General features: G+C 60.9%; 5 protein-coding genes and 1 pseudogene. All 6 read left to right on the forward strand.

Features of this window, described 5'->3' with window-relative positions; translation table 11 throughout:
• Positions 1 to 80 precede the first annotated feature (80 nt).
• The 6 genes and pseudogenes from ACZ1JV_RS05365 to ACZ1JV_RS05390 all read left to right on the forward strand — a co-directional run bounded on the left by ACZ1JV_RS05365 (position 81) and on the right by ACZ1JV_RS05390 (position 12,785).
• Complete coding sequence (locus ACZ1JV_RS05365; RefSeq protein WP_465148667.1) at positions 81 to 1,853, forward strand: copper resistance system multicopper oxidase; 1,773 nt, start codon at positions 81 to 83, stop codon at positions 1,851 to 1,853.
• Entirely contained in the window at positions 1,853 to 2,818 is a 966-nt protein-coding gene (locus ACZ1JV_RS05370; protein ID WP_465148668.1) for a copper resistance protein B, read from the forward strand. The genes ACZ1JV_RS05365 and ACZ1JV_RS05370 overlap by 1 nt, the downstream gene beginning before the upstream one ends.
• Before the next feature lie 481 nt (positions 2,819 to 3,299).
• Positions 3,300 to 4,400: pseudogene (locus ACZ1JV_RS05375) on the forward strand (IS3 family transposase).
• A gap of 850 nt (positions 4,401 to 5,250) precedes the next feature.
• Positions 5,251 to 7,626, forward strand: a complete 2,376-nt coding sequence (locus ACZ1JV_RS05380) for a GH92 family glycosyl hydrolase (protein ID WP_465148669.1) — start codon at positions 5,251 to 5,253, stop codon at positions 7,624 to 7,626.
• A gap of 20 nt (positions 7,627 to 7,646) precedes the next feature.
• Positions 7,647 to 9,608, forward strand: coding sequence for a glycoside hydrolase family 2 protein (locus tag ACZ1JV_RS05385; RefSeq protein ID WP_465148670.1), 1,962 nt, complete (start codon positions 7,647 to 7,649; stop codon positions 9,606 to 9,608).
• Between the two features lie 210 nt (positions 9,609 to 9,818).
• Positions 9,819 to 12,785 carry a TonB-dependent receptor gene (locus ACZ1JV_RS05390; protein ID WP_465148671.1) on the forward strand — a complete coding sequence of 989 codons (2,967 nt, stop codon included), beginning with the start codon at positions 9,819 to 9,821 and terminating at the stop codon, positions 12,783 to 12,785.
• Positions 12,786 to 12,915: the final 130 nt, after the last annotated feature.

Consider the following 12,915-nt stretch of genomic DNA (forward strand, 5'->3'; position numbering starts at 1 on the left):
GGACCGACGCCGAATATCATGCATGAACGATTTTATCGTGTCTTGCCGAGGGATGGGCGCGGCGCAACCGTATCCCCTGCATGACGTCGCACGATATCTCCGGTCGCCCCCTGTTGCAGCGTAGACGTGTGCTTGCCCTTGGCGGCGCATTTGCCGGAAGTCTCGGAATGGCCGGGCTATTTCCGGCATGGGCGAAGAGCGGGACGTCGGGGATCGTCCATGCACGCACCGATCCCGGCGTTCTTACCGGCAACTCCATCGCGCTGCAGATCGGCGAGAGCCATTTTGCGACCGGCGGGCGTTCGGGCCATGCGGTAACCGTCAATGGCACGCTGCCCGCGCCGCTGCTGCGCCTGCGCGAAGGCGAGACGGTGCGCATCGCCGTCACCAATCGCCTGAAAGAACAGACCTCGATCCACTGGCACGGGCTGCTGGTGCCCTTCCAGATGGACGGCGTGCCGGGCGTCAGCTTCCCCGGTATCGATCCGGGCGAGACCTTCGTCTACGAGTTCCCGCTGACCCATTCGGGCACGTTCTGGTACCACTCGCACTCCGGGATGCAGGAGGCGGAAGGGCTGTTCGGCCCGATCGTGATCGATCCTGCCGGCCCCGATCCGATCGCTTGCGACCGCGAGCATGTGCTGGTCCTGTCGGATTGGAGCCCGATCCACCCGCACGAGCAGATGCGCCGGCTGAAGATGATGAGCGGGTACTTCAACCGCCAGCGCCAGACGCTTTCCGGGCTGCTGGCCGGCAAGGACCAGCCGCTGGCCGAGCGTCTTGCCTGGGCGAAGATGCGCATGGACGCGACCGATATCTCGGACGTGACCGGATCGACTTACAGCTTCCTCGTCAACGGCCATGGCAATGCCGAGAACTGGACCGGATTGTTCGCGCCGGGCGAGAAAGTGCGCCTGCGCGTCATCAATGCCTCGTCGATGACGAACTTCAACTTCCGCATCCCCGGCCTGCCGCTGACCGTGGTGGCAGCGGACGGCAATCCCGTGCAGCCGATCGAGACCGACGAAGTGCAGATCGCGATTGCCGAGACTTATGACTTCATCGTCGAACCCGGCTCGGCGGAAAGCTACGGCGTGATTGCAGAGGCCATCGACCGCTCCGGCCTCGTCCGCGCAACGCTGGCGCAGCGTCCGGGCCTTGTTGGCGAGACACCGAAATTGCGCGAACGGCCTGTGCTCACCATGCGCGACATGGGTATGGACATGAGCGGCATGGACATGGGGGAGGGCGGTGAGATCGACCTCAGCAAGCCCGCCAACAGTTCCATGAGCGGCCATTCGATGTCGATGCGCGATCCCTCGGTCGCGCCCGGCGTGAAGCTGGGGCCGGGCGTTGCCACGCTTTCGCCGATGCCGGTGGACCGGCTTTCCGACCGTCCGACCGGACTGGAAAGCGTCGACCACCGCGTGCTGACGTATGCCGATCTGCGTTCGCGCGATGCCAATCCCGATCCGGGCGTGCCGAGCCGCCAGATCGACGTGCATCTGACCGCTGCGATGGAACGGTATATGTGGAGTATGGACGGTGAAACGATGTCGGAGAACCCGGCGCCGATCCCCTTCCGGCTGGGCGAGAGAGTGCGCGTCAATCTCATCAATGACACGATGATGCCGCATCCGATCCACCTCCACGGCCACTTCTTCGAGCTAGTCAGCGGCGAGCCGGGGAACCGGGCGCGCAAGCACACTGTCAACGTGTTGCCGGGCGGCAAGGCCTCGTTCGATCTCACCGCCGATGGCGAGGGCGACTGGGCATTCCACTGCCACATGTTGCTGCACATGCACGCCGGAATGATGCGCGTGGTGACGGTGCGCCGGGAGGGAGAAGCCTGATGGCTCGGTTCTTCCGGGTCCTCACCTCGCTGCTGCTGGCGACCTCCCCTTTGGCCGTGCAGGCACAAGAGACCACACCGACGCAGGCCGACGAACATGCCGGAATGGATCATGGTAGCATGGACCATTCACAGATGGACATGTCCGGCATGGACATGAGCGCGCCGGAGATGAAGGGCATGGATCATTCCGCCCACGCCATGCCCGCAAGCACCGTCTCCGACGAGCCGGGCGATGCCCCGCCGCCGCCGGTGCCGACCGACTATCCCGCCGAGCGCTTCTTCGCGCGCGAACGCATGGCGGCCTCGCGCGCCGCGATGGTGAAGGAGATGACATTCAACACCTTGGCGCTTCAGGTCGATCAACTGGAATTCCGCACCGGCAAGGGCGGAGACGGCTTCGGCTGGGAAGGACAGGCGTGGTACGGCGGCGATATCGACCGGATCGTGCTCTCCAGCGAGGGCGAGGGCACGTTCGGCGAGCGGGCCGAGCGTATCGAGCTTAATGCCTACTGGCGCCATGCGCTCGATCCCTGGTTCAACCTGCAACTCGGCATGCGACAGGATTTCCGCCCCGATCCGCAGCGTACCTATGCATTGGTCGGCATCGAGGGGCTGGCGCCTTATTGGTTCGAACTGCAAGGCCAGTTGCTCGTTTCCAACAAGGGCGATGTCCATGCACGTGGCAAGGCGGGTTACACCCAGCGCATTACCCAGTCGCTGGTAGTGGAGCCCGAGGCCGAGGTGGATTTTGCGTTTCAGGACGTGTCCGCACTGAACGTCAGCGCAGGCTTCGAGCGCCTCGAAATGGGCGCAAGGCTTCGTTACGAGCTAAACCGATCGCTGGCGCCTTACGTGGGCGTGAATTGGGAGCGTAAGCTTGGCGGAACCGCCCGAATTGCGCGGAATGCGGGTGAGGGTGTGTCTGGCGTCTCGGCGGTTTTCGGCGCGCGTGTGATGTTTTGACTGCGGCGCTAAATGGTATTGGAATGGGCGCAATTTGTAATGGTTGCGCACCCCCGCAACCACCGATACCGACAACGGAGCAGGAACAGACCCGGATACGCGCTTGTTTCCGGCGGATTCGTGCTGCGATGCCCATTCCATAATAGCCCCGAACTCACCGTGAAGCGTGGCACTCATTTCGCCAGGATTCGCTCCGGGAAATAGCGTGACGCGCTCGACCAGTCCCCGCGTTGAATCACCATCGGCTATCATGTTTACAAGGCGCTCGACCGTCTTCACGACCTTTTTGAGTTCGGCCTTGTCAGCCGTTTCTGCTGCGCGCCGCTGTTGGTTCAGGCGGTTGGTTTCCTCGACATAGGCATGGACTGCTTCTGCTACAATTTCAGGGGCCATCAGCCGGTTGACCCTGTCCCGGAAAATGCCTCCAGCGGGAATGAGAGGGGTCTGGCAAAATCGAAGCTGATTTGAGCTGGAGCTTTGCATGAAAAAGTCGAAGTTCACGGGCGAGCAGATTGCGTTTGCACTGCGTCAGGCCGAGGTCGGCACGCCAGTCGCCGAGGTGTGCCGGAAGATGGGCGTCTCGGAGGCGACGTATTACCGCTGGAAGCAGTTATACGGCGGGTTGGGCCTTCGGAGCTGCGCAAGATCCGGCAGCTTGAGGAAGAGAACCAGAAGCTGAAGCGGCTCGTGGCGGATCTGTCGCTGGACAAGGCCATGCTCCAGGAGGTTCTGGCAAAAAAGTGTAGCGCCTGGTCGACCGCGCGAGATCGTCCATTGGGTGCAGGATCGTTATCGGGTGAGCGAGCGGCGTAGCTGCGCGGTTCTCCGGTTCGATCGCAAGACGCACCGCTATCGGTCGATCCGAAGCGACCAGGCGCCGCTCAGGAACAGGATCAAGGAGATCGCCGCGACCCGCGCGCGCTATGACTATCGTCGCATCCACGTCCTGCTTCGGCGCGAAGGTTGGACGGTGAATGTGAAGCGGGTACACCGCCTCTATCGCCTGGAAGGCCTTAATTTACGGGCCAAAAGGCCCCGCCGGCACGTCATGGCCGCGCGGCGAGTGGAACGGCCGCTGCCCTCGCGCGGGAACGAGATCTGGGCGATGGACTTCGTGTCCGATGCCCTGTTCGATGGTAAGCGCTTCCGCGCCTTGACCGTAGTTGATGCCTACACCCGCGAGTGCTTGGCAATCCATGTCGATCAGGGGATCAAGGGTGAACAGGTCGTCGCTGTCATGGATCGCCCGCTGTTCGAGCGCGGGGGTGCGCCTGAGAAGATCAGGGTGGACAACGGCCCGGAATTTATCCCTCGGGCGCTCGATCATTGGGCCTATATCAACCGCGTCACGCTGGACTTCACCAGGCCTGGAAAGCCGACGGACAATGCCTTCGTTGAAAGCTTCAACGGCCGGCTTCGCGATGAATGTCTGAACACGCACTGGTTCTTGTCTTTGGACGACGCAAGGAGCAAGATCGAGGCGTGGCGGACGGACTTCAATGAGAACCGACCTCACACATCCCTGGGGTTCATGACACCGACCGAATTTGCTTCATCGGCCGGGGTTAACCCCGGCCGATGAAAAGCCGAATCTCTCGTTCTGGCCGGTGGCATAACTGGGACAGGGTCATAGGCTTAATCCACTAACAAACCAATCGGTCCACTCGGTGGGGGCAGATCAGGTTGCCGGTCTTCATCGAACGCGTCTACAATACCCGGCGACTGCACTCGGCGCTCCGATACCGGCCGCCCGAGGAATTCGAAGCGCTAATCGCCCAGAAAGCGGCTTAGTTCGATGGACATCCCGTGGTCCAGCTTGTGGGGTTCACTCCATCCCCGGGTCAGTTCTCGGTGAAACTCAACAACTTTCATCTTCGGCGGGGCAGATTTGAACGGACGAACCCTCAAGCACACATGGATTTCTGGTGCCGAGGTTTCGCTTCGTCATGCTGGCAAAGGCATGGGCTCCAATTTCAAGGAACGGCCTATTCCGCTGACTGTGCTGGCCCCGGAGTAGGGGCGTAAATGGATGCAGTGGTCGCACTATAGCTCGTCGAAGATAGGCCTGCCGCAAGGTTGCCATGCGGTGGTCTGCTTCGATTCGCCAGGAAGTATTTCTAACGGGGCAGACGAGGGGCAAAGTAAGTTAGATGACGGGTTAGCTGCCGCTTCAGTCCGCACGACTATCGGGCGTGCCCTCCCGATCAACCAAGATTTGGCTCGCGCTTTGGTTTTTTCCTCAAAGATGTCCTGGGGAGCCTGATCGAAAAAATTAGAAGGAAACGGTCGAAAATCAATGTGCCTCACTTCAATTGACAAATTGATTTATTTATCTGATCAATCCTCCATCGCGCTCTTCCACGGAGGAGCAAGGTTATAAAAAGCTCGGAAAAAGCGAGCCTGGCAGAAATGCCGCCTTAGGGGAGAGAAACGTGAATCACGGTTCCGATCGTTCGCATGCGCGCGTCAAACGCTGCCTTGTCACCACCGTAGCGGCTATCGCCGTCTCGGGGTTGTCATGCGCTGGCCTTTCCGCACGGGAACGGACGATAGAGCCGGTGGACGAAGCCAATCCGCTGGTAGGCACCGCGCCGCTCGATCGTCCCGAACTGATCGGCAACGCGCCGCCTGCGGGAGAGCCGCTCTATTCGGGGATTACCTCGCCCGGAGCGCGGCTGCCGCACAGCGCCGTCGAGGCCGCGCCGGTCAACGTCAATGTCGAACTGAGCTATCCCTGGGGCGTCCCCACGCCCTATTACTACACCAACCCGACGATGATCGGCTTCACGGGCGGCGGCGGGCCCACCTACGGTGCCAACGCAACGCCAAGCTTGATGCCGATCGTCGGCGACTGGACGGTGCCGCCCGTCTACACCGAAGCCTATTACGACAAGGCCCGTGAAATCGCGGCGCCGGGCTACTATTCGGTGTTTCTCGACACATTCAAAACCAAGGTCGAACTTACCGCGAGCCAAGCGACCGCGCTGATGCGCTTCACTTTCCCGGCCACCGAGCGCGCGCATGTGATCCTTAATCTCCAAGGTCGCGGCGGCCAGGTCGAGGTGGTGGGCGACCGCAAGATTCGCGGCGTCGTTGCATCGGAAAACGACCATGAAGCGCGTGACGGCCGCTATTTCGTTGCGGAATTCTCCAAGCCATTCAAGCGCTTTGGCATGTTCCGCAAGGCCCCGGGCAATGCGCGCGGCTTCGGTATTGGCGACAAGGACGTTCAGCCCGATGCGCGCTCGATCCAGGGCGCCTTCGCGGGCAGCTATGCCGATTTCACCACGCGCGAGGGTGAGACGGTGATGGTAAAGATCGCCCACGGCGCGAGCTATGAAGTGGCCGAGCAGCGGTTGCGAGAGGAAAGCCCAGGCTGGGATTTCGATGGCATGCACACCCGCGCGCGGGCCGAATGGGGCAAGCTGCTCAACCGCGTCGAAGTGACCGGTGGTACGCCCAAGCAGCGCATGATGTTCTATTCGACGCTGTTCCAGTCCTTCGCCAGCCCGCGATTGGTGGCGCGCAAGGGCGAGGATTACACCGACAGCAAGGGCAAAACCCAGGCCGCGGCGTACGACCGCTATGGCCCAGTGCCGTTCTGGGATACCGGCCGCAACCAGATCGTGCTGCTCGAACTGCTCGAACCCGAGACGACGATCAACGTGATGCAGTCCGAACTCGATATGGCGCGCGAACGGGGCTTCATGAACACCTCGTTCCACGGCGACAATGCCGTATTCCTCTATCTGGGCGCGATGCGCCGCGGCATTCCGTTCGATTATTCTGCGGCTTATGAGTTCCTCCGCAAGAACGCGCTGGACACTAACGGGCCGCGCGCGTTCCTGGCGGAGTACCTAAAGCAGGGCTGGGTTTCGGACGAGATCCCCGAGGGCAATCCCAGCCCGCCTTATGCTGGCGGTAAGGCGGGCGCGGCCAAGACGATCGAATATTCGTGGGACGACAATGCACTGGCCGAGATGGCAGATCGGCTCGGAAAGCGCGATGATGCGCAGCTATTCCGCAGGCGCGCGAGCAACTGGCGCAATGTGTTCGATCCCTCCATCGGTTTCGTTCGCGGGCGCACTGCCGACGGAAAGTGGATCAGTCCGTTCGATCCGGCCGAACCCTATTACAACTACATGATGAAGGAAGCCTCGGGTTGGTCGACGCTGTGGCTTGGCGCGCATGATGTGCAGGGTCTTATTGACCTGCTAGGCGGACCCGCCCGCTTCAATGCCAAGCTCGATGAATTTTTCACAAAGCCGTACAATCCCAAGGGCATCTGCCGCGATTGTACCGGCGTGATCGGCCAGTTCGTCCAAGGCAACCAGCCTGACCAGCACGCGCCCTATCTCTATGCGTGGAGCGGCCAGCCATGGAAAACGCAGGCACTGGTCCGGCGGATTTTGGCGGATCTCTACGGCAGCGATGCTTCGGGCTACGGCTATCCGGGCATGGACGATCAGGGCGCAACTTCGTCCTGGTACGCGCTGAGCGCGCTCGGGTTTTATCCGGTCGATCCGTCGAGCGACGAGTATATCATCGGCAGCCCGATCTTCGATCGTTCGGTGCTCAAGATGGGCAACGGCAAGGCGCTTGAGATCATCGCCCGGAACAATTCGGCGCAGAACATCTACATCCAGTCAGCAACGCTCAATGGCCGCGTCTGGACCAAGCCGTGGTTCAGCCATGCCGATATCGCCGATGGCGCCAAGCTGGTTCTGAGAATGGGGCCAAAGCCCAATCCGGCCTGGGGCAGCGCTCCGGCAGATGCGCCGCGATCGCTTTCGCGGCCGACCAAGTGATCATTGAGGGAAGAAGCAACATGCGGAAATTTGTGGGCGCCTTGGCGCTGACCCTCGCGATGATCGACGCGGGCGCCGCTCTGGCACAGGCGGACGCCCCGGCAACGGGCGAACGCAGCGATTCTGTCTATACCAGCAAGCTGGTCACGCGCTGGGGCAAGGCGGTGACGCCGGAAAATGCCTGGCGCAGCTATCCGCGCCCGCAGCTTCAGCGCGACGCGTGGCAGAATCTCAACGGTCTGTGGGACTATGCGATCGTCAAGGCATCGCAGCCTCAACCGACGCGGATGGACGGTCAGATTCTGGTGCCGTTTGCGGTTGAGTCCAAGCTTTCTGGTGTGGCACGCAAAGTGCTGCCCGAAGATCGCATCTGGTATCGCCGCCACTTCACCGTGCCCGCCGGCTGGGCCGGGCAGCGCGTTCGGTTGAACTTCGGCGCGGTCGACTACGCGGCCACCGTATTCGTCAACGGAGTGCCGGTGGGCGCACACAAGGGTGGATCGGATGCATTCAGTTTCGACATCACCGATCCGCTTCGCCCCGGCGACAATGAACTCGTTGTCCAGGTAGCTGATCCCACTTCGAAGGGTAGCCAGCCGCGCGGCAAGCAAATCCTCGATCCCGAGGGCATCTGGTACACCCCGGTAAGCGGCATCTGGCAGACGGTGTGGCTGGAGCCCGTCCCCGAACTGCACATCGCCGATGTACGCGCAACGCCGAACATCGACACTGGCAAGATCGAAGTCGATGTCGCTTTGAGCGCGTGGGCCGAAGATACAGATGCGGTGCGCCTCAGCGTCAAATCGGGCGGCAAGACGATCGCTTCGACGATCCTGCGGGGCAATCGCCACGCCACTATCGAAATGCCGCGCGCGCATCTCTGGTCGCCAGAGGACCCGTTCCTCTACGATCTCGTGGCTGAACTGGTGAAGGTGAAAGACCCTTATGCGGGCAAGCCGGATCGAAATCGCACCGCTTATGACTCGCGCTTCACCAAAGGCGAGTCGGAGACTTATGCCGCTGCCCAGGTGGTCGGGCAGCCGCTCGACACGGTGAAGGCCTATTTCGCGATGCGGAAGGTCTCGGTGGGGCCGGGCAATGTGAACGGCCAGCCGATGCTGCTGCTCAACAACAAGCCCTATTTCCAGAACGGCGCGCTCGATCAGGGCTGGTGGCCCGACGGGCTGCTGACGCCGCCTTCGGAAGAGGGGATGCGATACGACCTGGAGTTCCTGAAAAGCGCAGGCTTCAACATGGTGCGCAAGCACATCAAGGTCGAGCCGGCGCGCTACTATTATGATGCCGATCACATGGGTATGCTGATCTGGCAGGATATGCCATCGGGCGGCGGTGAAGATCAGTTCGTCACCGGCACCAGCCAAAGCCAGGCCGTGCTCTCTTCCGAAGTGATGGCGGACCAGCAGGCCGAACTCGCGCGGATGATAGGTGCGCTGCGTGCCTTCCCCTCGATCGTGACCTGGGTGGTCAATAACGAAGGCTGGGGACAATACGATTCGGCAACGCTGGCCCGCTATGTGAAGGGCATGGATCCCAGCCGCCTGGTCAATGCCGATAGCGGCTGGCTGGATGTGGCTCCCGATGCCTCCGACGTCTTCGACATCCATACGTACGAGGACGTGCCCCATGTGCCGACCCGCCAGAGCGGCCGAGCGATCGTGATCGGCGAATATGGTGGGGTGGGCTGGCCGATCGATGGGCATCTCTGGCGCGAGGACAAGCGCTGGAGCTATCAGGTCACGACCGATGCCAAGGACTATCTGGCGCGGTATCGCCGCAAGTTTGACGAGATCGTCCGCCAATCGCAAGTCAATGGACTGAGTGCTTCCGTCTACACTCAGACGACCGATGTCGAAGGCGAGATCAATGGGCTGCTCACGTACGATCGTGAGGTCGCCAAGGCACCGGCCGCCGCGTTCGCGGAACTGGCCAGACCGATCAATGCGGCAAACGCCACACCCTGATAAATTTTATAATTCAATGAAATAGAGTTCGCCCTGACGATGATCCGAAACGGATCATCGTCCTGTGGACTCGACGCAAATATGATTTAATTGACAAATTGGTTTATTAATAGAAGTCTGAATTCGAAAGATGACGCAGGCACCCGTTCGGGGCCTGCGGGGAAAGTAAGCCGAGGGCGGATCAACGTCACGGCAAGGGGAGGAAATGGAATGAAGGGTGCACTTATTCCCAATGCGCGCGGCCTGTTCGCGCGGAATTTGATGCTTTCGGCGAGCATGCTGGTGATGATGACCGGGGGCGTTGCGCGCGCTCAGGACGCCAATGCACCGGCCAGCGATGCGGCTGCACCGGCAGAGCCCGCAGGTGAGATCGTCGTTAGCGGTTTCCGCGCCTCGATCGAAGAAAGCCTATCGCAGAAGCGCAACGCCAACGCATTCGTGGACGTGATCACAGCGGTTGATGTCGGCAAGTTCCCGGACAAGAACGTCGCAGACTCGCTCCAGCGCGTACCTGGCGTCATTATCGAGCGTGACGGCGGCGAAGGCAGCCGCGTCAGCATTCGCGGCCTCAGCTCCGATCTTACGCTGACGGAACTTAACGGCAACTTCATCGCCTCTGCCGACAGCGGCGATCCGTCGCGCTCGTTCAACTACCTGCTGCTGCCGTCGGCGCTGATCGGTAGCGTCGAAGTGTTCAAGTCGCCCGAAGCACGCCTTGACGAAGGCGGTGTCGGCGGCGTCATCATCAACCATACGCGCAAGCCTTTCGACCTTGAGCCCTGGTCGGGCAGTGTCACTGGCGAAGGCACGTATTCGGACGTCACCAAAAAGGTGGAGCCGAACGTTTCGGGCCTGCTTTCTTGGCACAATGAAGAAAAGACGCTCGGCTTCCTGCTTGGCGGCACTTATCAAGTGCGCACCAACCGTTCGCTCAGCGCGTCCGGCGATAGCTGGCATTGGTGGACCGACGATAAGGACAGCAATCCCGCGACCGACGTGAACGGCAACACTTTCGCCAATGATTCAGCCATCGATTACTGGAATAGCGGCAATAATGCCGGGACGACCACTCAGAGCGGCACGCACTATAGCGGTTATTGGGCGCCCCAATCGGTCAGCGAAACGATCACGGACCAGAAGCGCAAGCGCCTTGGCATCCAGGCGACCGTGCAGGCGAAGCCGTTCGACAATCTGGAACTCACCGCCAACTATTTCCGGTTCCAGCTCAACGGCGATTACACGCGCAGCAGCATCAAGATCCCCGAATGGGGCTATGGTAATTTCTTCTCTGACGCCACTTTCGACAAGAGTGGCACGATCCTTACCGGCGCGACGTTCCAGGTCCCGGCCGAAGGCACCGGATGCCGCGTCGCGGGCAATATGTGTACTATGGAAACGCCCGCTATGCAGGACACTTATGTCCGCGAAAAAAGCGTCTCCAACACGTTTGACGTGCGCGGAACGTGGGACGTCGGCCACCTGAGCGTCGATTTCGTGGCGGGCAAGACCAAGGCCACCGGTGGCCCGTCCTTCCAGTTCTTTGCCCAGGCCAAGCCGCGCAACGGTTCGGTCAACGCCAATTCGCTTAGCGCGTGGAACTTCACCGATCAGTCGATCGCGATGCAGTTCTCCCCTGACCTGATCCAGAACATACAGAACGGCACGGCTCAGATCGACCTTGGTTCGACCGGCTCCGGATTCACCAATAGCTCGATTTCGCAGCGTTACGCGCAGGTAGACGTCACCCGGAAGTTCGATTCGTCGTTCCTCGAATCCATCCAGGTCGGTGCGAAGTGGCGGGACGGCCGCATCCATCGTGAGACCGGCCGCTTCGAATGGTATTCGGATGCCGCGAACACGTTGCGCTTCCAGGATACGCCGGGCGGCGCATTGGCACTGCCGGAAATATTCTATCCGAATTCGCTCGGAAACCTCGCCGGCGGCTTCGAGACTTCGTCCTTCCCGGCGATCAATATCAAGAACTACATCAACTATCTGAACGATACTTATAACGGCCCGGTTCGCGTTCCCGAGCCACAGAACCTCTACAACATCAAGGAGCGGATCTGGGCGGGATATGCCCAGGCGAACTTCGGGTTCGGAAGTGTTCGCGGCAACGTCGGCCTGCGCGTGGTCAATACCAAGCAGGACGGTACATCGACCGACGTTCTCTTTTATGAGAATGACTACTGCGTGGATGGACCCGGCGGCGCGTTCGATCCGAACAAGCCGCGTGGTGAGGATGGTAACTGTCTGGTGATCCCTGAGAGCCAGCGCGAGCTGCGGGCCTACAGCCAGAATGCAGAAGGCAAGAGCTACACCGACTTCCTGCCGAGTTTCAATATTTCGTGGGAAGTCGCGTCCAACCTGCTGGTGCGCGGTGCGGTATCGAAGGTCATTGCACGGCCCGGCTATGGCGACCTTGCCGGTGCGCGGTCTTTGACGTTCAACGCCGATCCTTTCGTGTTCGACCGTGCCGAATTCGGCGCGCTGCCGGGCTGGTTCGGCAATGGCGGAAACTTCGACCTGAAGCCGTTCAGCGCGTGGCAGTATGACGTTGGCGTGGAATGGTATTTCCACCCCGGCTCGGTGCTTGGCATGACCCTGTTCCGCAAGGACGTGTCTGACTTCATCGTACCAGTCGTGATCGATCTTCCGCAGGAAGTGGCCGGCGAGACGGTGACGGTTCAGCAATATGCCACCCAGGCGAACGGATCGAGCGCGGTGTCACAGGGTGTCGAACTCTATGCCCAGCATACGCTGGACTTCGGCCTCGGCGCGCAAGTAAACTTCACTTACAACGATACCTCGCAAGCCGATGTTGCTTTGAACGGCACGAAGCTGGGCGAATCGCCGCTGGTCGGCAGCGCCAAGACGCAGCTCAACGCCTCCGTATTCTACGAGCACGGACCCATCCTGCTGCGTGCATCGTACAATCGCCGGGGTGAGGTGGTGCGCGGGCTGTCCTCGGGCCTCAACGTCTATGACGATCCTTACGATCAGGTCGATCTCAACGCCGCGTTCGACGTGTTTGAGAACTTCCAGATCACGGCTTCGATCATCAATCTGACCAAGTCCGAACAGCGTTCGCATCTGGGCAACGATACGAAGGCGCGCTTCATTTCGAACGTCTATTCGGGACGCCGCGCCTATCTGGGCGTCTCGTACAAGTTCTGACGCGGCGTTCTGTCGACGCGCACACTGAACCCTCAAGGCCAACAGGAGGTGACCCATTCTCACGGGTCACCTCCGCCCTTTTCGATTACCGGGGCGGTCTTTCGGGCGACGAGCCGGTTGCGCCGGCACA

The sequence above is a fragment of the Novosphingobium sp. BL-S-19 genome, from assembly GCF_055521675.1.

Bases quoted from the DNA above. Each gene is read 5' to 3' on its own strand.
- ACZ1JV_RS05365 (WP_465148667.1), top strand. From the start codon at position 81: ATGACGTCGCACGATATCTCCGGTCGCCCCCTGTTGCAGCGTAGACGT.
- ACZ1JV_RS05370 (WP_465148668.1), top strand. From the start codon at position 1,853: ATGGCTCGGTTCTTCCGGGTCCTCACCTCGCTGCTGCTGGCGACCTCC.
- ACZ1JV_RS05385 (WP_465148670.1), top strand. From the start codon at position 7,647: ATGCGGAAATTTGTGGGCGCCTTGGCGCTGACCCTCGCGATGATCGAC.
- ACZ1JV_RS05390 (WP_465148671.1), top strand. From the start codon at position 9,819: ATGAAGGGTGCACTTATTCCCAATGCGCGCGGCCTGTTCGCGCGGAAT.